General features: G+C 62.5%; 18 protein-coding genes and 1 pseudogene. 8 read left to right on the forward strand and 11 right to left on the reverse strand.

Features of this window, described 5'->3' with window-relative positions; genetic code table 11:
* Positions 1-657 precede the first annotated feature (657 nt).
* The 7 genes from AC3EA7_RS18750 to AC3EA7_RS18780 all read left to right on the forward strand — a co-directional run bounded on the left by AC3EA7_RS18750 (position 658) and on the right by AC3EA7_RS18780 (position 10,725).
* Entirely contained in the window at positions 658-3,819 is a 3,162-nt protein-coding gene (locus tag AC3EA7_RS18750) for a S8 family serine peptidase (protein ID WP_488615599.1), read from the forward strand.
* 229 nt (positions 3,820-4,048) lie between these two features.
* Entirely contained in the window at positions 4,049-4,738 is a 690-nt protein-coding gene (locus AC3EA7_RS18755) for a hypothetical protein (protein WP_488615600.1), read from the forward strand.
* A gap of 349 nt (positions 4,739-5,087) precedes the next feature.
* Positions 5,088-5,876 (forward strand): hypothetical protein, encoded by a 789-nt coding sequence (locus AC3EA7_RS18760; RefSeq protein ID WP_488615601.1) that lies wholly within the window; start codon positions 5,088-5,090, stop codon positions 5,874-5,876.
* Between the two features lie 284 nt (positions 5,877-6,160).
* Positions 6,161-8,749, forward strand: coding sequence for a helicase (locus AC3EA7_RS18765; protein WP_488615602.1), 2,589 nt, complete (start codon positions 6,161-6,163; stop codon positions 8,747-8,749).
* 265 nt (positions 8,750-9,014) lie between these two features.
* Positions 9,015-9,278, forward strand: coding sequence for a hypothetical protein (locus AC3EA7_RS18770; protein WP_488615603.1), 264 nt, complete (start codon positions 9,015-9,017; stop codon positions 9,276-9,278).
* Positions 9,275-9,538 (forward strand): hypothetical protein, encoded by a 264-nt coding sequence (locus AC3EA7_RS18775; RefSeq protein WP_488615604.1) that lies wholly within the window; start codon positions 9,275-9,277, stop codon positions 9,536-9,538. The genes AC3EA7_RS18770 and AC3EA7_RS18775 overlap by 4 nt, the downstream gene beginning before the upstream one ends.
* A gap of 14 nt (positions 9,539-9,552) precedes the next feature.
* Entirely contained in the window at positions 9,553-10,725 is a 1,173-nt protein-coding gene (locus AC3EA7_RS18780; protein ID WP_488615605.1) for a zinc-dependent metalloprotease, read from the forward strand.
* A gap of 8 nt (positions 10,726-10,733) precedes the next feature.
* Here the strand turns inward: AC3EA7_RS18780 and AC3EA7_RS18785 are convergent.
* From AC3EA7_RS18785 to AC3EA7_RS18800, 4 genes and pseudogenes are all read right to left on the reverse strand, one after another.
* A pseudogene (locus AC3EA7_RS18785) lies at positions 10,734-11,899 on the reverse strand (cation:proton antiporter).
* Positions 11,900-12,124: 225 nt separating this feature from the next.
* Positions 12,125-14,293 carry a sodium:solute symporter family protein gene (locus AC3EA7_RS18790; protein WP_488615606.1) on the reverse strand — a complete coding sequence of 723 codons (2,169 nt, stop codon included), beginning with the start codon at positions 14,291-14,293 and terminating at the stop codon, positions 12,125-12,127.
* Positions 14,294-14,313: 20 nt separating this feature from the next.
* On the reverse strand, positions 14,314-14,595 hold the full coding sequence (locus AC3EA7_RS18795; protein WP_488615607.1) for a DUF4212 domain-containing protein: 282 nt from the start codon (positions 14,593-14,595) through the stop codon (positions 14,314-14,316).
* Between the two features lie 407 nt (positions 14,596-15,002).
* Entirely contained in the window at positions 15,003-15,812 is an 810-nt protein-coding gene (locus tag AC3EA7_RS18800; protein WP_488615608.1) for a hypothetical protein, read from the reverse strand.
* A gap of 27 nt (positions 15,813-15,839) precedes the next feature.
* Between AC3EA7_RS18800 and AC3EA7_RS18805 the strand changes: the two genes are divergently transcribed.
* Entirely contained in the window at positions 15,840-16,001 is a 162-nt protein-coding gene (locus tag AC3EA7_RS18805) for a hypothetical protein (RefSeq protein WP_488615609.1), read from the forward strand.
* Positions 16,002-16,029: 28 nt separating this feature from the next.
* Here AC3EA7_RS18805 and AC3EA7_RS18810 read toward each other — a convergent pair whose 3' ends face one another.
* The 7 genes from AC3EA7_RS18810 to AC3EA7_RS18840 form a co-directional block, all read right to left on the reverse strand.
* Positions 16,030-17,325 carry a glycosyltransferase family 4 protein gene (locus AC3EA7_RS18810; protein WP_488615610.1) on the reverse strand — a complete coding sequence of 432 codons (1,296 nt, stop codon included), beginning with the start codon at positions 17,323-17,325 and terminating at the stop codon, positions 16,030-16,032.
* On the reverse strand, positions 17,325-18,371 hold the full coding sequence (locus tag AC3EA7_RS18815; RefSeq protein ID WP_488615611.1) for a hypothetical protein: 1,047 nt from the start codon (positions 18,369-18,371) through the stop codon (positions 17,325-17,327). Before AC3EA7_RS18815 ends, AC3EA7_RS18810 begins: the two co-directional genes overlap by 1 nt.
* Positions 18,372-18,373: 2 nt before the next feature.
* On the reverse strand, positions 18,374-19,468 hold the full coding sequence (locus AC3EA7_RS18820; RefSeq protein ID WP_488615612.1) for a diacylglycerol/lipid kinase family protein: 1,095 nt from the start codon (positions 19,466-19,468) through the stop codon (positions 18,374-18,376).
* The gene (locus AC3EA7_RS18825) at positions 19,461-20,225 is read right to left on the reverse strand and encodes a response regulator (protein ID WP_488615613.1); all 765 of its coding nucleotides are present in this window, start codon (positions 20,223-20,225) and stop codon (positions 19,461-19,463) included. Before AC3EA7_RS18825 ends, AC3EA7_RS18820 begins: the two co-directional genes overlap by 8 nt.
* A complete protein-coding gene (locus AC3EA7_RS18830) occupies positions 20,204-20,926 on the reverse strand; it encodes a Maf family protein (protein ID WP_488615614.1) in 723 nt (240 codons plus the stop codon). The genes AC3EA7_RS18825 and AC3EA7_RS18830 overlap by 22 nt, the downstream gene beginning before the upstream one ends.
* Positions 20,923-21,759, reverse strand: coding sequence for a polyphosphate kinase 2 family protein (locus AC3EA7_RS18835; protein WP_488615615.1), 837 nt, complete (start codon positions 21,757-21,759; stop codon positions 20,923-20,925). Before AC3EA7_RS18835 ends, AC3EA7_RS18830 begins: the two co-directional genes overlap by 4 nt.
* A 111-nt stretch (positions 21,760-21,870) precedes the next feature.
* Entirely contained in the window at positions 21,871-23,100 is a 1,230-nt protein-coding gene (locus AC3EA7_RS18840; protein WP_488615616.1) for a PSP1 domain-containing protein, read from the reverse strand.
* Between the last annotated feature and the right edge of the window lie 21 nt (positions 23,101-23,121).

Consider the following 23,121-nt stretch of genomic DNA (forward strand, 5'->3'; position numbering starts at 1 on the left):
CCCTGGTGACCGTCACATCCGCCAGCGCCGCCCCGCCCGCAAACCACCCACGGGTCGGGGCGGATGACCCGCACACTGCCCAGCGCCCCCTGGTGACGGTCACTTCCGCCCGCAAACCACCGGCGGGTCGGGGCGGATGACCCGCACGCTGCCCGGCGCCCCCTGGTAACGGTCACTTCCGCCCGCAAACCACCGGCGGGTCGGGGCGGATGACCCGTACACTGCCCGGCGCCCCCTGGTGACGGTCACTTCCGCCCGCAAACCACCGGCGGGTCGGGGCGGATGACCCGGGGTGACGGTCACTTCAGGTAACAATCTTTTCATCTCTCCGTTTTCGCACGATCCGCGACTGTCACCATCAGGACGCCATAAAGCCCGGTTTTCCATGCCGGAAGACGTTCCTGGGAGGTCTCGACAAGACAGATATAATGAATGTGCATCACTTAAGACACAAATTATCAATCCGGCACATGGTGCAACTGCTGGCGCATCAAGTTTGTGGTGTGCGCAGGTGTTGCAGTGGAGTATGAGCTGGAAAGGAGGTCGGTTCAGCTCGACACAACAATGTGAGCCTATCGGGATAGGGTCGTTCATCCTTGCAAGCATCAGGCATATCGTTCAGACAATGGTGTCGTTCTGCAACAAGGAAGAGGTGTTATGAGTCGACAAAACCCTTTCCGCGTGCTGGCAGTAGCGCTCGCGCTCTTGCTGGCGTTTGCGTCGGTCGCTCCGGCGACGGCGCAAGTCGCGCCCCCTCAGATCGATCCGGCGCGCATCGAGCAGTTGCGCCTGGATGCTCCGGTCGAAACCACAAATCCGCGTGGTGTGCTCTCTCCCACTCTACAGGACGCCACAGGGCGTCGACAAGTCGTGATTCGCCTGCGCGAAAACCCGGCGGCGATGGTCGAGGAAGGCGCTGCGCAACTGGCGCAGGTTGATCGGGTGCGCGCGCAGCAGGACCGGGTGCTTGCCCGCATTCAGGCAATCGACCCGACAGCAACTGAGTATGCACGCCTGCGCATTGGTCTCAACGCGCTGATCGTCGAGGTTGATGCAGCGGCGCTCCCGGCAATTGCGCGTGATGCCGAGGTGACGCGCATCAATGCAGTCGTCCACTACGAGCGCGACCTGGACGAAACTGTGCCGTACATCGGCGCGTCGCCTGAAGTACAGGACTTAGCGTTCAAAGGCGAAGACGTGCGCGTGGCGGTGCTCGACAGCGGCATCGATTACACCCATATTGCTTTTGATGGTCCCGGCACGCCTGAAGCCTATGCGCTGGCGTACTGCGGTGATGAAACGATCACTCCTGATCCCACGAATCCGGCCTGTCGCGCTGCGGCTGCGGCAGCGCCCGATCCGACGCTGTTTGGTCCCGGCGCGCCGCGTATCAAGGGCGGCTTCGACTTCGTTGGCGAGGTGTGGCCCAACGGTCCGCTGGCGCCTGATCCCAATCCGATCGACTTCGAGGGCCACGGCACGCACGTTGCCGATATTATCGGCGGCAGACAGGGCGTTGCGCCGAAGGTCGATCTCTACGCCGTCAAAGTCTGCTCGGCGGTGTCGTCGTCGTGCAACGGCATTGCGCTGCTGCAGGGCCTGGAGTTCGCGGCGGACCCGAACGGCGACGGGATGACCGATGACCACGTCCATATCGTCAACATGTCGCTCGGCGCGTCGTATGGGCAGAACTACGACGACGATCTCTCCGTGCTGGTTGACGCAATCACGCCAATCGGCATCCTGGTGGTCGCCTCGGCGGGCAACAGCGCCGACCGACCCTACATCTCCGGCACGCCAGCCGCAGCGCGCAGCGCGCTTTCGGTGGCGCAGACAGCCGTGCCGCGCGATAAGGCGTTCCCGATCACCGTCGCAGGTGTGACAGTCTTCGGAATTGCGCAGCCATGGGCGCCTGAGCCGACAACGGCGATCTCTGGCAATCTGGTCTACGGCGCTTCTCTTGGGAATGCGCTGGGGTGCACAGCGTTTCCTGCCGGCTCGCTCACCGGGCAGGTGCTGCTGGTGGATCGTGGCGCGTGTGCCGTGAGCATCAAAGGGAGCAATGGCGCTGCGGCAGGAGCAGTGGCGGTCATCGTAGCGAACAACGCTGCCGGTGTGGCGCCGCCATCGTTTGGGTTCGGCGGCGGTAGTCCGACCGTTCCAACGCTGTCGATTACGCAGGCGGCTGGAACGGCGCTCAAGGCGCGGGTTGGCAATGTCGCCACGGTCGATGGCGCTAATCCGCAGAGTTCGGTGGGCAGCGTAGTTGGCACGTCGTCGCGTGGTCCGGTGATGGGCCAGATGTTCTACGGCAACCAGGTGATGTATGGCCAGATCATCAAACCGGAGATCGGCGCGCCCGGCGCTTCGATCTCGGCGGTAGCCGGCAGCGGTGACGGTGTTGAACCGTTCGGCGGCACCTCCGGCGCGGCGCCGGTTGTTGCCGGCGCGGCAGCGCTGTTGATGAACGCCACCAACTGGCAACTCTCGCCATGGGAACTGAAGGCGCGCCTGATGAACACGGCAGAGACCAGTATTCTGAATGGTCCGCAAGTCTTTGTCGGATCCAGCCTCGCACCGATTACACGCATCGGCGGCGGCGAGGTGCGCATTGATCGCGCCGTGGCGTCGCAGGCGAGCGCCTGGGAGAGCGTGAGCCGCGGCGGGGCGCTGTCGTTCGGCATGGTCGATCTCACCCGCGAGACGACGCTGCGCCGCACGGTGGTGGTGCGCAACTATGGCAATACGCCGCTAACGTACTCCATCAATCCGACTTTCCGGTTTGCCAATGACGCGGCGACCGGCGCGGTCACGCCGGTTGCGCCGTCCACGATTACGGTGCCGCCGCGCAGTCAGCGCTCCTTCCCGATTGCGCTGCGGATCGACCCGACGAAACTGCCGTTCTGGACGCTGAACTCCGGTCTGAACGGCGGCAATGGCGATGTGCTGACGCTCGTCGAGTACGACGGGCACCTGACGCTCGATGCACCGGGGACGGCGAACGACTTGACGATGCCCTGGCAGGTGCTGCCGCGCGCGGCAGGCAATGTGCGCGCTCCGGTCAGCGTGCGGCTACGGGGCGGTTCGGCGACGGCGACGCTCACCAACAACGGCGTTAACCCGGTCGATGTTGAGACCTTCGCACTGATCGGCGAGAACCCCTTCGTGACGACATCGCCGGGCGCAGGGCAGCAGGCGCCGCCGATGGACCTGCGCTATGTGGGGGTGGCGACCTATGGCGTTCCTCCAACCTTCTGCTCTTCATCACTTTTGATCCGGTTCGCTATCAACACTCACCAGCGTATTACGCATTCAAACTACCCGGTTGAGTTCGATCTCCTCTTCGATACCAATCGCGATGGCACACCTGATTACATCGGCTTTACGTCGGAGGTCGGAACGTTCGCCTCGTCCGGACAGAATGCGTTCTTCGTCGGGACGCCTGCGGGTCCTTTCCGGGCTTTCTTTTTCACCGAGCACCCGACAAATAGCGCGAACACGATTGTGACGATCTGCGGCGAGCAGATTGGCGTCATATCGCCGGGCCAGCAGATCAACGTGGATGCGTATGTCTACGACAACTATTTCACAGGGCTCGAGTTGAGCTACATCGATGGCATGAGCACGGTGATCGGAGTGCCGCGGTATGTCGACTCGTTCTATCTGACTTCAGGCGGTGGTACCGTGCCGGCAAGCGGCGGTGCATCGCTGCAAATCTTCTCTACGGGATCGACGGCGACGACGACCGAGTCCGGCATCCTGCTCATGTTCTCCTACGGTCCAGCCGGTAATGAAGCGCGCGCAATCAAGGTGCGGTAGCACTTGCACGCGCTCTTCGCCCCCGATCGCGCATCATTGGCGCGGTCGGGGTTCTTTTTTGATGGAACAAATCGGGAGGGTTCGACGTTGAAGGGATAGACGCATCATCAGAATACATATTCCGCTATGCGACCGCCCGGCGACTGAAATCGCAGGCTGCGGAAAGCAAAACCTGCCTGCGCAGGATCCAGCGGCTTAGTGTCGCAATGACCATACGGGGGAGTGAACCATGCGCACGCTTCTGTTCACCGGCAGTTTAATCCTGTTACTCGCCGCGTGCAGCGCACCCGCCGCCACACGGGGCGACACTCCCGTTCCCCCGGCGGGTGAGCCGTCGCTGCCGTCGGCGACGCCGCTCCCCACCGGGGAACCCGGGCAGAGTCTGGTGACTGAACCGTCAGCCTCACCTGCCGCCGAAACGCCAGCAGCGACGCCGTCCATTGCAGACGCCACGCCGACAACCGCCGCAACGCCGGTTCCGTCTCCTGTGCCGCCATCAACGGCGACCGCTGCGCCGGCGCCATCGCCCGCGCCACAGTCTGCGGCCACCCTTGCGCCTACCATCTCGCTTCCCTCACCGCCGCCGCAGGTCACGGCGCTGGCGTTGCCAACTCCAGAAATGCAACCGCCGGTGAACATTGGAGAGCAAGCAATTCTCCCGGCAGACCTGCTCACACGACTGGTCGGCGATCTGGCGGCGCGCAGCGGGAGTGATCCGTCAGCCATCACGCTGATCGGCGCAGAAGCGGTGGTCTGGAATGACGGATCGCTCGGCTGCCCGCAACCCGGCATGATCTATCCGCAGGTGCAGATCGAGGGGTACCGCGTCGTCCTGCGGATCGGCGACCGCGACTATGATTACCGCGTCGGAAAAGGTGGTTCATTTGTGCTATGTGAGCGGGCGATACGCCAGCCCTGAGGGTCCGGTTGCGAATTGTCAGGCGGCGTCCCACCGCGCTGCCCGACGCGGCGCACTTCGGCTCTTCGGGATCAGGGCGCCGCGTCGGACTGATCGCACGAAGGGCGCTGCCGCGCCCTTGCCCCAGCGTGGACGCACGCATGCCCGGAGCCAGCCCCGCTAACGCGGGGCTTCGTGCGCTCAGCGCGGGCGTTCACGTCCGCGCGGGCGCCGTCCGCGCGGAAGGCAGTGTTTCCTGTCTATTCACGACTGCACCCCAATCCTGAAGCGTCGTTGACAACCGCATGTGACACGCAGTACAATCTCTGCCGATCGGTTCTCGTAGACGCAATTCGCTGAAAAGAGGCGCATGAACCCGCTCTCGTCACAGCGCCCGAGCCTCCAGTTGATCCTGGCGGCGCTGGCGTTTCTCACCGGAGTAATCATTCTGGTCGTGCGTTTTGGCAGCAATCCGTCCACACCGCCAGCGACGGTTGGGCGCGCAACTGAGACCTCGTTGCCCGCGCCCCCGTCCGCCACTCTGACGCCAATGCCCACGAACACGCCAGCAGCAACAATGGCGCCGGCGACTCCATCGCCCACTGCGACGCCTGCGCCGTCCGCCACGTCCACTGCATCGCTGTTCGCTGCAACTGCCACGTCTACCGTGACGCCTGCCGCCGTGGTCACACAACCTGCCATTGCAACAGAGACAGCGGTTGCACTCACTGTGGCGCCGTCTCCACTACCAACGACGCCTGCGCCGTCGCCGACGGTTGTCGTCACAACGACATCCCCGACGCCAACCGCCACCCCGACGGCAATGCCAACTGCCAGTACGACCCCAACCGCCGCCGCTTTGTCGCCAACGCCCGGATTGCGCACATTGACTCTGTTCGTCGAAGGAACACAACCCCGTGTTGAGATCGCGTATGAAATCGGCGACGCCGAGATTGTAGTCGGTAATGCAATTGCCTTGCCCTGGACTCTGACAATCCAGGTGGCGTTCGATCTCGACGTGTGCCTGACCGCCACCGGCGTCGAAGAGTTCGGCGATGTGCGCTGCCAGATCACCGGCGATGCCGTGCCAAATGCCGGTATTGTCGATTACGACCCCAATCCGTATCCCTCGGTCGAGTGTGTTGTCAGCGGACGATAATCGTGCCGTGTGCTAGAATTAGGAGTCAGGAATTAGGAATTAGGAGTTAGGAGCAATACCTTTCAAATAAGGACGACGAGCCATCACCGACGAGGCGAAAGCGCAGAGCCTTTGTGCCTTTGCGCCTTTGTGTGAGCTTATTTCGAAAGGTATTGGAGTGAGGAGTTAGAGATCAGGTTTTCGGTTCTTGGTTCTTGGTTCTTGGTTCTTGGTTCTTGGTTCTTGGTTCTTGGTTCTTGGTTCTTGGTTCTCAGTTCTCGGTTCTCAGTTCTCGGTTCTCACACGTGCAAAGCATCAGCGACATCATTCAGGCAATGGCGCGGCAGCGTGCGCGTGGCGATTCGACCCCGTTGATCATGCTGCGCGCGCTCGACGAAATGCCCGGCGAGCGCGTCAGCCATCTGCCGATCGACCCCCAACTGGCGCAGGCGTGGCTGGCGTACACCGGTGAACCGTTTCGTCCCCACCAGGCGCATGCGCTGGCGGCGCTGCGGCGCGGTGAGCCGGTAGCGCTGCGCGCATCCTCCATCGATGTTGCGGCAACGTTGCAGTTGCTGGCGCGCGCGGCGCTCGCCGAGGCGCCAGACGCAACGGTGTTGATGCTGACCTTTGATGACGACCATGCGCACACCCTGTATGCAGCGTTTGAAGCCGCCAATCAGGCGCTGCCGCGCCACCTTCAGGCGCCGGCGACGATGACCGCTGCGCTGCGCGTCGATCCCTTCGCGCGGCTGATCATCGCCACGCCAGAAGCGCTGCACGGTCGGATGTTGCGACATCACGCGCGCGCCTGGAACGCCTTCTGGAACGGAGTGCGCTTGATCCTGCTTCCAGACGTGTACTACTTTACCGGCGTTGCCGGCGCGCATCTCGCTGAACTGCTCATGCGCACCTATCGGGTTGCGGCAGCACACGGCGCATCACCCGGGTTTCTGGTATCCCTGATTCGTTTGAGTGACCCAACTCCCGCGTTGAGCGCTCTGCTCGGCAGGACCTGGCGTGTGATCGACGCCGACGACGGACCGCGCCTGGCGACAGTTGCGGCGATCTGGCAGGGTGGCGGCGCCTGGCTGCGCGAAACCGCCGAACTAGTGACACTGCTGCGGCGCCAATCGTACCGGGTGCATGTGCTGTGCGATGCGCTCGTGCGCGTGGCGCTCGCGGCTGCCATCGGCGGCTCGGCGGATGTCACGCTCGGTTCTGTCCCCCAACCGGCGCAGGTCCTGGTCTGCGCCGGTTTTCCCGGCTCGATCAGCGCCTTTCGGCGCCTGCTGGCGTCTGGCTACCAGGCGGTGATCGTCGTGCTCGGCGAGTTGCCGCAGGAACAGACGCTGGCACGCCAGGTGACGGTCACGCTCGATGGACCGCTGACTATGTGGGGTCCGCCGCCAGCAAACGTTTACGTTCTGGCGCAGCATGTCGTGTGCGCCGCCAGTGAACTGCCGCTGACCGCTGCGGATGTCGATGCCTGGGGATGCGCCGACGTCGTGGCGCGGATGGCGGCAAACCAGCAGTTGATCGAACTCCCCGACAACGAACCGCTCTGGATTCCAGCAGGCGAACACGACCCATATGCAGAGTTCAGCGTGCTGGCAGCCAGCGGCGGCGCGATCACCGCGCATTCGGAGCACCCGCGCATCCGTGAATGCCTCGACCCGACTCTCTTTGAACGGTGGGCGTTTGCGGGTGCGGCGCTACCGCCTGGCGTCGGCGGGGTACGCGTGGTGATGCGCGATGAAGAAGAGGGTAGCATCTCGGTGCGCCTGGAAACCAGTGGACGGCGCACCTATCCCTTGCGTCGCGGGCAGGTTGTGATCCGCGATGTGCACGAAGAGCGCGAGCTGAACCGCGATCAGCGCATAGCCTGGGGGCGAGTCGTCGCACAGGAGACAATCTACGGCTGGCGTGAGTTGTCACCCGGCGCATCGCCGGTCGACACGGCGCTTACCGCGCCGCTCGAAAGTCGCTGGGTCACGCCTGCCTGCTGGTTCGAATTGCCGATTGCAATCCAGGTTCAGGGACAGTTCATTGGGTGGTGCCTGACGGCTGCGGTCACACTGCGCGCCCTGGCGTCCTTCACCGATCTTGTGCCACTCTATGACCACGAACGGCGGCGGTTGTTCTTCATCGATGCGCAACCGGGAGGGAATGGTCTGGCGCAGTGGCTCTATCAGAACGCCGAAGAGATATTGCCGGCCGCCTACGACGTGGCGCTGGCCAGCCGCGCCGATCCGCTGCTCGAACCGTTGAGCCGTATCGAGCAGGACTGGTTGCTCGCCCTGCTTGGACGGACGCCGGTCGAGACGACGCGCCGCAGCGCACCATCAGCCGCACCCTCGCCGCCATCTGCGCCGGAGCGTGAACGTCATCAACCCGCTGCGTCATCGCATGATTCTCAGTCGTCACCAACACGCCCGGATCGACGTCAACCGTTTATGCCATCCGAAGCGCTGCCGGCGTCGCGCGCTGAAGCGGCGCGCCCCTCAAGTGAAGAAGGCGTATCGGCACAACATAGGGCGCCGTCCGATCCAACAATCAGACCAACAGATACGGACGACGCGCAGAGTGATGAGCGCAGCGCAACGCCTGATGCCGGGGCATTGATCGAACGCTTACGACGGCAACGTGAGCAGCGCGAGCGGGCGAAGGAGCGTGGCGTGCGCGCGGCGCCGACGCGCAGGGCTGATGCACAACCGCGGTTTGCCGCCGGTGACCGCATTTTCTGCCTGCCCTACGGCGACGGTGAGGTGCTCGATAGCCGTATCGAGGATGAGCGTGAGATGCTTGTCGTTCGCTTCCCTGACTATGGTGAACTGACGATTGACCCGGCGCTTAGCCTAGTGCGCAAACTCGAACCGCCGCGTGAGAACTGAGAACCGAGAACCAATCTCCCAACCCCTAACCCCTGACCTCAATCTCTTAACCACATCATAACGCCTTTCTCTTGCTCTCGCCGGATAGACATGCTACAATTCCAGGAAATGCGGTCATATCTCACGCGCCCTGTTTGGTTCAGCCGTACATGGTAGTTGATCGACCTGCCATGGGTGTAGCGCAGTCTACCTGCATATCGTCACCTGCCAGGGTCGGTACGGTGCATCTCGAAAGCGTGCGCACCTGCAAGGAGTGACCACCACGATGCAACACGAACGCATCGACTATCCAGAGTTGCTTCGCTCACTCGGGCAATTCATTCAGCAGCAGCATCTCAACGAAGTCGCTATTCTCGAGTTTGATCGTGGCTGGATCATTTCAGGAGTCACATATCAAAGCACAGCGCAGGGGTTTATTCGGATTGCAGCCGATTTTGTGCTCTCGCACGAGGAGCTGCGCCACATTATCCAGCAGATGCGCGACCAGCGCAAAACAGAGCCGCCGCACAAGGGGAGATGGCTGGGATGAAATTGTTTCGCGGACTGGCAAAAACCGATTACCAGGATGTTCTGCGCGCGATTGGGTTGTTTATCGATGAACACGGATACACAGATGTGCGTATCATCGAGATCGAAGATGGGTTGGTTCTACAAGGGCGCATACGAGAACAAAAGGGAATCGGAACGTCAAGTTACGAGACATTTCTGATCACCGACGAAGACTTGAAGGAAATGGTGCGCACTGCCGCCACACGGCGCGGACAGAAGCCGCCAGCCTTTACTCAGTGATAGGATAGCGAACTGTGCCTTCTGATAACATCCGTATCACGCGCCGGCTCGGCGCTGCCCTGGTTCTCGCTTTTGTCGCCGGCGCAGGCGCGCGGTACCTGGTGAACCGCGCGGCAAGCAGCATGCCGCGACCACAAATGATCGACTGGTTACAGGCGCGCAATGTCGGCGTGGCAGTATCGCAATCATACCTGGAACCGGTGCTCGATCGCGCGGCGCGCCAGGAACAGTACCGCCATATGGTGCGGCGCAGTGAGCCGTTGATCGCCGACTATATGGGAGTGCGACCGCCCCAACCGATCGATCGGGTCTATGTATTTGATCGGGCTGAGTGGATCGAAGCCAATCTCTCCGCGTTCCAATCACTCTTTGTACCATTGGAAGCGTTGTACGATGAGGTCAGCGCGCGGCAGGGCATGGCTGGCATGCTGATCGGACAACTCAACAGCCAGTTGGTCGGCATGCAGATGGGGGCGCTGATCGGCTTTCTGGCACGGCGTGTACTTGGGCAGTACGATCTCGGTCTGCTGTCGCCCGACCCAAACCTGCGCGGCGCGCTCTACTTCGTTGAACCGAACATCGCGCGCATCTGCGCGCAACTCGGTCTTGACGGCGATGACTTCCGCATGTGGATTGCGCTCCACGAAACCACGCACGTGTTTGAGTTCGAGGCGTTCCCCTGGGTGCGCGACTATTTCCAGGACTTGCTGCGCCAGTTTCTTGGCAAGGTGAACGATCAGGCAGCAATGCTCAGCGTCGGCATCGTGCGGTTGATCGAGCGCCTGGTGCAGGGGGAGCCAATTGATCGCCACTGGATCGAGTTGATGCTGACTCCTGAGCAGCAGGCGATCTTCAGCCGCATGCAGGCGCTCATGTCAGTTGTGGAAGGGTACTCCAATCACATTATGAATGTCATCGGCGCACAGTTGCTCCCCAGTTATCAGTACATTGAAGCGCGAGTGCGCCAGCGCCAACTGCGCCGTCCCTTGATCGAAGAGGCGTTCAACCGCATTACCGGGATGGACCTGAAACTGGCGCAGTATCAGCAGGGAGAGGCGTTTATCGACGCAGTCGTGGTTGCGCGCGGCGCAGCGTTCGCCAACCGTATTTGGGAACGCCCAGAAAACCTGCCGACGATGGACGAGATCCGCGCGCCGCACCGCTGGATTGCGCGCATCGGCGGGTGACAGAGGGGTTATTCCGCCGCCTCGATCACGGCGCTGCGATCCTCGGCTGGCGGCGCTTTCCGTTGTGCAAACGCCAGACGCAGCAATGGCGGCGTGATCAGAGTCGTCACCAGCGCCATCACGATCGTCGAGGTGAACAGCGTATCATTGACCAACCCGGCGGCGCGTCCGGCAGCGATCATCACCAGCGCCACTTCGCCGCGCGCCGTCATACCGATGCCGATCTGCAACGCCTCGCGCCACGAGAGGCGCATCGCCAGCGCGCCGACGCCGCAGCCGACGACTTTTCCGGCAATCGCCAGAAGCACCATAATGATGGTGAACAACGGCGCCGCGCCAAGCGTCGTGACGTTGGCTTCCAGCCCGATGTTGACGAAGAACACCGGTACAACGAACGCATACGCGAGCGCCGAACTGCCGTGATGCACCACATGCTCCTCGTCGGTGTAGCGCGCTACGACAATTCCCAACAGATAGGCGCCGGTGATATCGGCCACACTCCCCAATGCTTCGGCAGCCCAGGCGAACAGCATCACCAGCCCTAGCAGGATCGCCAGGACCGTATCCTGCCCGCCGGCCAGGTGCTCAATTTTGCGCAATTGCGGCAGCAGTTTGTCGCCGATGAGCCAGGCTGCCGGGAAGAACACCGCCATCTGACCAACTGCCACGAGGGGGTTGCCTTCGCCCGCCAATCCCAGCACGAGTGAGAGCACCAGAACGCCGAGGACATCGTCAATCACCGCCACTCCGAGAATGGTGGCGCCTACTTTACCGCGCAGATGCCCGAGTTCACGCAGCACCTCCGCCGAAATCGACACCGATGTCGCCGTCAGTACTGCGCCGACGAACAGCGCCGGCAACATCTCTAAGCCAAAGAGTCTGCCAAGCGCAAACCCGCCGCCGAACGGCAGGAGCACGCCGCCAAACGCAACAACGGTGGCAGACAGCCCCACCTGCCGCATCCGCACGAGATCGGTCTCCAGCCCGGCGCGAACATCAGCAGAATGACCCCCACCTCAGCCAGCAGCGCCAGCGGATCGTTGGGGCGGATCAGGTTGAGCAGCGATGGACCAAGCAGCAGCCCGAGCAGCAGTTCGCCAAAGACGGAGGGCAGACCGAGGCGCTGACTCATGCGCCCGGCCAATTTGGCGCCGATCAGGATCGCCGCCAGCATCGGCAATAACTCAACCGGCGAATGATGTTCTTCCGTGCTGGTCCTTTCCCGCTTCAGGAAACCCCAACGGCTTCACTGCCCGGCGGTCGTGTGTATGCCCTGCGGATGATGCTGAAACGGTGAATAGTATAGCAGAACGTTGAGCGATTATTTTCCTCAGCGACTGAATTGCTCCCCTCTCCCGCGACGCGGGAGAGGGGTCGGAGATGAGGATGAAGACGCGCCTCAGCGTGCGCCAGCCGCCTGCTTGCCGCTTGCGATGTTGGTCATCAACTCATCGTCGAGTTCCGGGCTGCGCAGATGATCGACCAGGTCCTGCACCTCCTGCGACGGCGCCGCCGTCAGTTTGCTGACGATGTAGCAGAGCAGGAAGTTGATCGGCATGCCGAAGATGCCCGCTGCCAGGTGGGTAATGCCCAGCACGTTGAACGACGGATCGAGGTAGTTGTTGTACATGTAGAAGAGGGTCACCGACAGACCGCCGATCATGCCCGCGATCGCGCCAGGACCGTTGCAGCGCTTCCAGAAGATGCCGAGCAGCACCACCGGGAAGAATGACGATGCCGCCATCGAGAATGCCCACGCCACCATCTGCGCGATCAGCGCCAGGCGCGGCAGCGCGAGCAGTGCGGCGATCACGGCTGCCACCACGAGCATCGTCTTGCCAAGCCAGATGCGCGTATTCATGCTGGCTTTCGGGTTGAGAATGCGGTAGTAGAAGTCGTGCGCAATGGCGGACGAGATCACCACCAGCAGACCGTCGGCAGTGGAGAGCGCCGCTGCCAGACCGCCAGCCGCGATCAGCGCCGCGACGGTGTACGGCAGACCAGCGATTTCCGGCGTTGCAAGGACGATGGTATCCGCGTCGATGTTCAGTTCACCGAACTGCAAAATGCCGTCGGTGCTAGTCTTGGTAATGGCTGTGCCCGACAGTTCGCCGAACGTGCCGACCTTCTTGCCATCGACTTCGGTCTCGCTGAACGTCGCGCCTGCCAGGTCGATCTTGCCGTTGCCGTTCGCGTCGGTGATCACCAGCGCGCCGCTCTTCACCTGAGGCGCAGCCCAGGATGGAAGCTTATCAACCGGCTTTCCCTCGAGCGTCGTATAGTCGCGCTGCGTGATCAAGCCCAGTTTGCTCCAGTTCTGCGTCCACTCCGGCAATGCGCTGATCTCCTTGCCAACCACATTCTGCAGGATTTCCCACCGCGCAAACGCCGCATACGCAGGCGCCGTGAAGTAGAGCAGGAAGATGAAGAACAGCGCCCAACCGACGCTCACGCGGCTCTCGCGCACACTTGGCACCGTGTAGAAGCGGATCAGAATATGCGGCAGACCGGCGGTGCCGACCATGAGACAGAAGGTGAGCGCCAGGAAGTTCCACGGCGTCCCGCGCCAGTCAGTCTGGATTTCGTCGGCTGGCTTGCTGGTGTTGGGGATCGACTTTGCTGGCGGCGGAGTGATGTTCACGCCAAAGTAGGTGTTGATCTGACCGATCGCCGTCACTGCTGCGGCATTGCTCAGTCCTTCATTGTACGCTGGAACGTACCCCTGTTGGATGATACGCCCTGTTCCATCGCGCGCTGGCGCTTCGGTCGAGATCTTCAACTCCTTTTCGATGGTGGTGATGTTCTGCAACGCCTGCCCGTAGCTCAACTGCGGCATGGGGAAGCCAGTCAGTTTGAGCGACAGGAAGATCACCGGGATCATGTAGGCGATGATCAGAATGATATACTGCGCCACCTGCGTCCAGGTCACCGCCTTCATCCCGCCCAGGAACGAGCAGACGAGCACGCCGGCGAGACCGATCACCACGCCCCACTCATACGGCACGCCGATGAAGCGCGACATGATGATGCCGACACCGACCACCTGCGCCGTCACATACGTCAGGCTGACGATAATCGCCGAGATTGCCGCCACCAGGCGGGGCCAGCGCCCGCCATAGCGTGTGCCGACGAAGTCGGGAATGGTGTACTGGCCAAACTTGCGGATATACGGCGCAAAGAGGAGCGCCAGCAGCACATAGCCGCCCGTCCACCCCATGATGTACGCCAGACCGTCGTAACCGAGCGCATAGAGCGTGCCAGCCATCGAGATGAACGACGCCGCGCTCATCCAATCGGCGCCGGTCGCCATCCCATTGAAAATTGCAGGCACATTGCGCCCGGCGACATAGTACTCATCGAGGATCTTGGTGCGGCTCATGATGCCGATGAAGGCGTACATGCCCATCGTCAATACCAGGAACGTCCAGCCGATCCAGGCTTTCTCCATGCCAGCGACAAGTTCCAGCGCGCCCATGATCAGGCTGAAAACGATCAGACCGATGGTGAACATGCCGTAGTACTGCGCCAGACGGTTGTTGCGCAGTTTGACTGCTTCGTTGACTGCCATAGTAGTCGCTCCCTCCGCTGTTACTTATCCTGGTCTTTCAGGTGGTACTTTGTATCCAGTTTGTTCATCGCGTAGGCATAATAGAAGATAAGGACGACGAACACGACCAGAGAGATCTGGCTGCCGAAATAGTAGCCAAGCGGGAAGCCAGCAATCACGATGGTGTTCAATTGATTGACGAACAGCGGCGGAATATAAGCGACGGAGAACCAGATGACCAGCAGGATTGCGATCAGCCGGTTGTTTTCTTTCCAGTACGCATTGATCCGTTCCTGACGGCTCATTTTCTCGATGTCAGACATACTGCCTCCTTGCGCTGCACTCAGGCGTCGTTGCTGCTATGCCGAACGGATTGTCGCCTTTATTGCGGATAAACCACGGGTTGTCGCCTTTATTGCGGATAAACCGTAGGCGCGGGCAGACTACGAGCGCATTCACCTCCTTTCCCGACAGATGAGGAAGCAATTGCATTGGACAGACGGGCATGCTGCACAACATCGCGGAATGGGCAGCATATGATAATCCGCAGTCGGGGCGGATGCCCGGCTGCCAATACAACAATTGCGGCAAACAGACACTGTTTGCGCTGCGGAGATCTTCCTCAGATCCGGTTATCTGGCGGTATTCAGGAATGGTGTGGCAATCATACGCAGTCTTTTTCAGCGTATGATAAATCTTGTGTAAAGTTTCTGTAAAATATGCACGTTTTCTATGGCTCCACGTCCGATACGCGCAGCAGCCGCGCGGCTTCGTGCGCCAGCACAACGTCGCTCGCCACCGCGATGGCAAGCGGGTCTGCCAGGAGATACTGAAGGACGGTGGCATCGAAGATGGGGTTGCCGGAGGCGCGGAAAAACTGAACGACCGGTCGGCGACTCCAGGCTTCGAGCCACGCCGCCAGTGCAGACGCGCCGGATTCGCGGAGCGTGCGCATCGCATCCTGTGCGTCGATGCGGGTGGCGGGCGCCGGAAGCAGGAGTGGGACCAGACGGCCCGCCACGCGCAGCGCTGTCAACGCCAGGTGCGCGCTATCGGGCGCAATGGCGGGTGGAAGCGGAATGGCATTGATAAGCGGTTCGGGCTGTGGCGCGGCTCCGGCGGGTTCCGTCGCGGCGGAAGCGGGAGGAGTGGACGCCGGAGGATCAGTGCGGTCTGGCGGGGGAAGAACCTCGATGTGGATCGATGTGCGGGTTCGTTCTTCAACAAGGCGACGGCGGCGCACCACCAGTGCAGCAAGCCGGCTGGCAGCCGCCGCGCGCTGCAGATCGGCGTCGGAAGCGCGCCGGGCAAGCGGCGCTGCATCTGCTGGCGCCTGAACCCAGGCAGCAAGCCGTTCGATGACCGACGAATCGGACGGCTCAGTGTCGGTGGCAGTCGACGGCAGCGTTGAGTCAACACTGATCGCTGGCGGTTCAGCCTGCGCGAAGAGGGCGTACAGATCGTCGGGACGCTCATAGGTGGCCGCTTCACCGGCTGAAGCGCGACGTGATCGGATGGTGCGAAGTTTGACCGGTGCCATGATTGTCATCCCGACGTGAGGTTCCGCATGGGAATCGCTGGCGCCACGCCGGAAGTTGCGCGACCGCCGGTCGTATTCTACCCTGCGCCAACTTCGGCAGAGTGCGGACATGATTTGTCAGAAACCACCGCGCTGCGCCTGCCGCTTGGCGTGGCGGCGTCCCTGGCAGGCGTGCGCGCGCGGACGTGAACATCCGCGCTGCGTGCAGCCCGACGGTTCAGCGTCGGGCGGTGCGGCAGGCTGCCGTCTGACAATTTGCGCCTGCGCCAGCTTCGGCATAAACTGCCCGCGCCCGCGCATAGACCCGATCCCACGTCAGATCGCGCAGGGTTTTGGCGCGCCCGGCTGCGCCCAGCCGCTGCGCCAGCGCACGGTCGTCAATCAGACGCCGGATCGCCTGCGCCAGCCCGGCAACATCGCCAAATCGCACCAGCAGACCGTCCTGCCCATCAGTGATGACATCGGGAATGCCGCCAGCGCGCGCGCCGATCACCGGCACGCCATAGCACCAGGCTTCCAAAAACACGATGCCGAATGAGTCGGTGCGTGATGGGAGCGCAAAAACATCCGCCGCCGCCAGTGCGTCGCGCTTGATTGCATCAGGAGCGTAGGGCAGCAGGCGGGTACGTGCCCGGTCTGCTGCTGAAAGACGCGCATAGAATGCGTCGAAGTGCGCCAGCGGCGCGCCAATGAGCGCCAGCGTCGCCGTATGCCCGTCGCGCCACAGGCGCTGCATCGCCTGGATGAGGTGAATGGCGCCTTTGTCATATGCCAGTGCGCCAATGAAGAGCACCAGCGGTCCGTCGATGCGCTGATCGCTGCGAAACCGCTCGCCGTCACCGCCCCCTATCTCTTCCGGCGACACCCCCACGCCAACCACGCGCAACCGTTCGTGCGGCACGCCGTGGCTTGCCAGAAAGTCGCGCTCCAGTCCGGTCATCACGATGACCCGCTCGCTCCGGCGCAACAGGTCGATCTGATGACGCATGCTGTAGTAGCGCACGATCGTGCGACTTCCAGGTTCTCCCAGATGGACGAATGGCGTGCAGATGAATGGAACGCCGTGTCGCTGCGCATACGCGAACACCGGCAGAATGGCGAAGTCGAGCGTGATATTCGTCGCATGCACCAGGTCGAACGGTCCATACTGCGTGAAGAACGCCTCGACGCCAGGCCACTGCGGCGTCCACAGCGCAAGGCGACGGAGCAGCGACGCCGTGCCGGGCAGGCGCGACATCTCGGTCATCAGGCGGCGCAGCGCCGGGTAGAGAATCGGCGGTCCCGGACGGCGGCGAATTGGCAGGCGCACAATCTGCACGCCGTTGAACGTTTCGAGCGGCGTCTCGATACGGCGGCGTCCTGGCATCCAGATGTGTTCGAGGTCACAGGCATCGGTGGCGAGGACGGTCACGCGCTGCCCTTCTGCCACGAGTCGCTCGCCGATCTCGCGGAAGTAGCGCGCCGCGCCGCTTGCAACGGGATGGTACAGTTGCACAACGTGGAGGATGCGCACTACCTGCCCCAACTCAATCCAGAGTCGGCGTCGGCGCGCAACCCGATGCTGATCTGTCGTGGCGCGGATGCCTGGAGGCTATTGCCGATCACGCGCAGATCGGCGACCCACAGATCGAACCCGATCTCACCAGGAGCAACCGCCAGAAACGCGATCATCCGACCATCGGGCGAGAACGCGGGCGCGCGCGCCGTACCGATACTCGTCAGACGCACGATGGTTCCGCCCGCTGCCGGCACAGCAAAAATGTCGGTGCGGTCGCCATCGCGCCCGGCGAACGCCAGCCAGCGTCCATCGGGCGAGAATGCCGGATCATAACTCTGCGGCGGAACGCCGGGCAGCGGGGTCGTCGCGCCGGTTGCGCGGTCGTAGCGCAGCAGCTGCGCTGCGCCGTCGGCGGTTGCCGGTTCGAGCACGAACACCATCGCCGAACCGTCGGGTGCATACGTCACCCGCCCGACATGCCCCGCGTCATCGGCATAGATCAACTGACGCGCGCTGCCCGCCTGCGCCGGCATGCTGAACAGCGCCAGATGGTACTCTGTTGCAGGCGAACCGGAAGGCGGCGCGTACTGCGATGCGAAGGCGATGGTCTGTCCATCGGGCGCAAAAGAGGGATAAAATGCCCAGACACTCTCGCGGATGCGCTCAAAACTGTTGCGCGGATGGTCGGACCCGTTATCGGTCAGGCGCAACGGCGCGCCGCCGTCCAGCGGCAACGTCATCAGGTTGCTGAAACTCTGGTCGCGCTGCACAAAGACAATCCGGGCGCCATCGGGAGACCAGGCAGGGTGCAGCGCTGCGCCATCGCCGGTCAACGGGCGACCGATCTGATCCTGCCACAGCCAGACATTCCCGTCGCGCACGAAGAGCAGACGACCGGGCAGCCGTGCACCGGCTGCGATGATCGTTGGTTGGAGGGCGCCGGGTTGCGCCGATAGTGGCGTGACCGGCAGCAGCGCCGCTGACGTGGGAGTGGCGTCAGGCGCTGGCGCTCCACAGGCAGCCAGGAGAACCAGGAGCAGAGAGATCAGAGTGCGGCGCATGGTCATAGGTGATGGGAAGCGGCAGGCGCGCCGCGCCGCCCCGGATCATCGGGCAACGCAGCGCGTCGAACAATCCAGCCGAGCATGCGCTGCCACATCCGGCGTTGGCGGGGCGGCGCGGCGCGCAGCAGGTCATCGGCAAGCGGCGTGTGCGGCAGGAGCGCATATAACGCTCCGGGGGCGACCGTAAACGTCATTGGGGTGAAACCGGATTGATCGCCATCGACCTGCACCGGCAGCGCGCCACGGGTGGCGATATGGATGGTGCGCGCGCGATGATATTCGATGCGCGGGTCGAGATTGTAGCGCTGGCGCAGGATAGAGAGCAAGCGCAACGGCGCTTCGGCGAGGTTGTCGCCTTTGATGACACACACATCGAGCAACCCATCGTCGATGCAGGCGCGCGCCGTAATCTTGAAGACACCGCCGTACAACTGGCTGTTCCCAATTACCACCAGTAGCACTCGCCCGCGGATCACGCGCCCATCGAGCGCTATGCGCGCCCGTCGTCCGCGGTAGCGCAACGCCAGGGCGAACGCGCGCACCACATATGCCAGCGCCCCCAGGCGGCGTTTTTCATCGCTGCGCACTTCATTCACAACCGCAGCATCAAAGCCGATGCCCGCCATGAGCAGGAAGTAGCGATCACCAGCGCGCCCCAGATCGATGCGTCGCCGTCGCGCCTGGAGCAACACTTCGGCGGCGGCGCGCGGTTCGAGCGGCAAGCCGAGTTCACGCACCCAGACATTGACGGTGCCAACCGGCAGCGCCGCCAGTGCTGTGCGCGTTCCTGCCAGACCATTGATCACCTCATTGATCGTACCGTCGCCGCCGGCCGCCGCCACAACATCATACCCGCGCAGCGCCGCTTCGCGCGCCAGTCGTGCGCCGTCGCCAGCCTGATGGGTCGTTTCGACATCGACCGTCCATCCGTGCGCCAGCCAGACGTCACGCGCAGATTCGACATTCTGCCGCAGCGCAGCAGCCTGCCCGGCGAACGGATTCAGCACAATCAACGCGCGCGCGTCGTGAGGCAGCGTCTCGCGCTCAGCGGTGGACGATCCGCTATACAGTGTGACAACGGTTTGATCACTCATCCTCATCATCCCCGGCGTCGGATGATGGCGGTTCGCTGCGGAACGTGCCGGGCGCTTCGATCCAGCCGCGGCGCAGTGCGTAGAGCACCGCCTGGGTTCGGTCGTTGAGCGAAAGTTTGCGCAGGATCGACGAAATATGGTTCTTGACCGTCTGCGTACTGATGTGGAGCGCTTCGGCAATATCACGGTTACTGCCGCCAGCCGCAATGCGTTCGAGCACTTCGATCTCGCGGTCGCTCAATGGTGTGAAGAGCGGGAACTCTATCTCGGGCAGATTGGTGACATCCTGGGGAAGATTGCGGAATTGCGATAGAACCCGGCCAGCGACTTTTGGATCATCGAGCACCACGTCATTGATGACATACTCGCCGCGCGCAACGCGGCGGAGGACGTTGGCCAGTTCGTCGGGGTGCACGTCCTTCGAGCGGTAAGCCGACGCGCCGGCGCGCAGCGCGTTGAACGCCTGCTCATCACTTTCGTACACACTCAGCACAACAATACCGGCGCCAGGGTAATTGAGGCGCAGCTGGCGGGTGAGTTCCAGCCCGTTCATCCCCGGCAGGTTCAAATCGACCACCACGGCGTTAGGCTCCAGGTTGGGCGGCGCGTTGTTCATCCACTCCAGCGCCTCTTCTCCAGATGACGCCTCGCCGACCACAACAATATCGCGGCAGATGGAGAGCGCCGCACGCACGCCCTGACGAAAGAGCGGATGGTCGTCGACGATCAGCAGTTTTACGGCAGGGTTGGCGGACACAGCGGTATCTCCTTTCCCAGGTCGAGCAACCAGCGCCGATACCCCTCTGCCGGATCGTGCAATCCTCTGATTCCAGCGGCGCGAAGGAGGCGCCAGGTCTCAACCAGCGGCAGCCCGACGACGCAGGTGTAACTGCCGACGACTGAGCGCACCAGCCGGCCTCCCAATCCCTGAATACCGTAGGAACCGGCTTTATCGAGCGGCTCGCCGGTGGCGACATAGGCATCGATGTCGGCATCGCTCAGCACGGCGACGGTCACATGACTGGCGACGAGATCGAAGAGCGGCGGCGCGTGCGCCTGTCGAGCGTCGATGACTGCCAGACCAGTATACACGGTATGTGTCTTTCCCGAAAGGCGGCGCAGCATACGGCGCGCGTCGTCGGGATCGACCGGTTTATTCAACACATCCCCTTCCAGTGTGACGATGGTATCGGCGCCGATGATAACACTGTCGGGCGCGGATGCGCAAGCGGCGCTGGCTTTGCGCCAGGCGCGCAGCGTCGGGTGGTCGAACAACGGCAACGCCAGCGGCGGCAGCGCGGCGACGATCTCCGGCGGCGGGGGATGATCGCGCTCCTCGGCGTCAGTGGCGATGACCCGGAATGGGATGCCGAGATATGCCAGCAATTCACGCCGTCGCGGCGAGGCGGATGCCAGCGCCAGCGGCGGGGAAAGGGGGGTGTCTTGATCAGTGCTCATTGCGCTTTGCGTTGTTCGGCGCGAAATGCGTCCAATTCGGCGCGCCGCACGCGGCTCATGGCGTCCAGGGCGCGGCGCCAGTCATCACGGTAGGGGCGTAGCGTTTCGACCAGCGCCTCGCTGATCGCCAGATCGCGGTACCATTTTCGGTTTGCCGGTATGATGTACCAGGGCGCATAATCGGTGCTGCAACGAGTCAACGCCTCTTCATACGCCGCCATGTAGTCGCTCCAGCGTTCGCGTTCGCGCCAGTCGCCCGCCGACAGTTTCCAGGCTTTCGCAACGTCCTTCTCCCGCGCCAGCAATCGTTGTTCCTGCTCCTCTTTGCTGATGTGCAAAAAACATTTGACGATGATTGTACCGGTATCGGCGAGCAGCCGCTCGAAGGCGTTGATCTGATCGTAGCGCGCCCGCCAGACCGGTTCGGGAACGAGCGAGTGGACGCGCACCACCAGCACATCTTCGTAGTGTGAGCGATTGAAGACGCCAACCATGCCTTTGCGTGGAACAACCTTATGCACCCGCCAGAGAAAGTCGTGCGCCAGTTCCTCTTCGGTCGGAACTTTGAACGACTCGACGCGACAACCCTGCGGGTTGAGATTGAGCATGACATTGCGGATCGCACCATCCTTGCCCGCCGTATCCATGCCCTGGAGGATGAGGAGTAGCGCGTGGGTCCCGGCGGCGTACAACTCCTCCTGCATCACGTCGAGTTCGGCGTTGAGTTCGGCGAAACGCGCCCGTCCTTCTTCCTTCGTCAGCCCGCCGCTGGCATCAGGATCGACGTCGTGCAGCCGGACACGCAAACCAGGTGTGACTTTGTGCGCATACATGAACCATCTCCTTCAGCGTGCCTGCGCGCTATGCCAGATCCGGTCGCACCATCGGAACGCCAGGGTTTGCCGGCGCCGGTGATGCTCGATACCCGAAGTGCTCCTATGACATCAGGTATTGCGGTGACGGCGACGGCGACGCGGCCGCTGCGGCGCGGCGGGCGCCGGTGAAACGGATGATCGGGGCGTTCCCTCGCCGAGGAATGCGGCAAGGTCATGACTGCGGTCAGGCGGTTGCTTTGCCTTCGGTGCAGGAGTCGATCGATCCGATGACGCGCGCGCGTCCGGTTTTTCGGCAGACAGCAGATCAAGGTCTTCCTCGTTGAGCAGTTCGAGCGGCACGTCCTCGACGCTTTCTTCGAGCCATGCCAGCGTTTCGAGCACATCAGGATTGTTGATCGAGTCGCGCAGCAGTCGTTTTTCGCTCTGGCGGCCCGAACCCTGGTCAGCGCGGCGTTCCTGGCGCTCGGAACGCATTCTGGCGACCGGCGTGATTCCTTCGGCGTTACGACTGCGCGCAACTTCACCGACCTGCCGGGTCGCCTCCTGGATCTGCGCCGGCAGGAACTCTTCCTGCAAACCGGTGCTGGCAAGCGCGACAATCACCGTCTCACGCAGGACATTGACCCCAACCACCTCACCCGGTCCGTCGGGGGTCTGCACCCATGTTCCCTTGCGCGGCATCCGGCTCTTGACGTTGACATACTGTTCGTGTTCATAAGAGAGGCAGCAGAGCAGGCGACCGCACACCCCGCTGATCTTGGTCGGGTTAAGCGGCAGGTCCTGGTCTTTTGCCATCTTGATCGAAACCCGCGCGTAATCGGGGAGGAATGTCGCGCAGCAGAGCAGGCGACCACAGGGACCAATGCCGCCGAGGAGTTTTGCTTCGTCGCGTGGTCCGATCTGACGCAGTTCGATGCGGGTGCGGAAGGTGCGCGCCAGATCGCGCACGAGGGCGCGGAAGTCCACCCGTTTTTCAGCGGTGAAGTAGAACGTCAGCCGCGAGCCGTCGAACGAATACTCCGCCTTCACCAGGCGCATCGGCAGACCGTGCTCCTGGATCTTTTCGGCGCAGCGCGCCAGCAGTTCATCCTGCCGGCTATTCAACCGGTTCAGGCGTTCGAAGTCAGTCGGTTCTGCGCGGCGTAATACCGGCTTCAGTTCGCCAACGATCTCTTCGGGATCGACCAGACGCGGCGAATAAGCAACCTTTGCCAGTTCCGGCCCGCGCACGGTTTCGACGATCACGTGATCGCCCTGCGCCAACGCCTCGATACCGTTCGGATCAAAATAATAGGTCTTGCCTGAGTCCTTGAATCGAATGCCAACCACAAGGGGCATACCAACCTCATCATCTATGAC

Source organism: Roseiflexus sp., assembly GCF_057785375.1.

Coding starts and splice junctions, on each gene's coding strand:
- AC3EA7_RS18830 (WP_488615614.1), bottom strand. CDS start 20,926: ATGAGCACTGATCAAGACACCCCCCTTTCCCCGCCGCTGGCGCTGGCA.
- AC3EA7_RS18755 (WP_488615600.1), top strand. CDS start 4,049: ATGCGCACGCTTCTGTTCACCGGCAGTTTAATCCTGTTACTCGCCGCG.
- AC3EA7_RS18815 (WP_488615611.1), bottom strand. CDS start 18,371: ATGCGCCGCACTCTGATCTCTCTGCTCCTGGTTCTCCTGGCTGCCTGT.
- AC3EA7_RS18835 (WP_488615615.1), bottom strand. CDS start 21,759: ATGTATGCGCACAAAGTCACACCTGGTTTGCGTGTCCGGCTGCACGAC.
- AC3EA7_RS18800 (WP_488615608.1), bottom strand. CDS start 15,812: ATGGCACCGGTCAAACTTCGCACCATCCGATCACGTCGCGCTTCAGCC.
- AC3EA7_RS18760 (WP_488615601.1), top strand. CDS start 5,088: ATGAACCCGCTCTCGTCACAGCGCCCGAGCCTCCAGTTGATCCTGGCG.
- AC3EA7_RS18750 (WP_488615599.1), top strand. CDS start 658: ATGAGTCGACAAAACCCTTTCCGCGTGCTGGCAGTAGCGCTCGCGCTC.
- AC3EA7_RS18790 (WP_488615606.1), bottom strand. CDS start 14,293: ATGGCAGTCAACGAAGCAGTCAAACTGCGCAACAACCGTCTGGCGCAG.
- AC3EA7_RS18775 (WP_488615604.1), top strand. CDS start 9,275: ATGAAATTGTTTCGCGGACTGGCAAAAACCGATTACCAGGATGTTCTG.
- AC3EA7_RS18840 (WP_488615616.1), bottom strand. CDS start 23,100: ATGCCCCTTGTGGTTGGCATTCGATTCAAGGACTCAGGCAAGACCTAT.
- AC3EA7_RS18770 (WP_488615603.1), top strand. CDS start 9,015: ATGCAACACGAACGCATCGACTATCCAGAGTTGCTTCGCTCACTCGGG.
- AC3EA7_RS18805 (WP_488615609.1), top strand. CDS start 15,840: ATGGGAATCGCTGGCGCCACGCCGGAAGTTGCGCGACCGCCGGTCGTA.
- AC3EA7_RS18820 (WP_488615612.1), bottom strand. CDS start 19,468: ATGAGTGATCAAACCGTTGTCACACTGTATAGCGGATCGTCCACCGCT.
- AC3EA7_RS18795 (WP_488615607.1), bottom strand. CDS start 14,595: ATGTCTGACATCGAGAAAATGAGCCGTCAGGAACGGATCAATGCGTAC.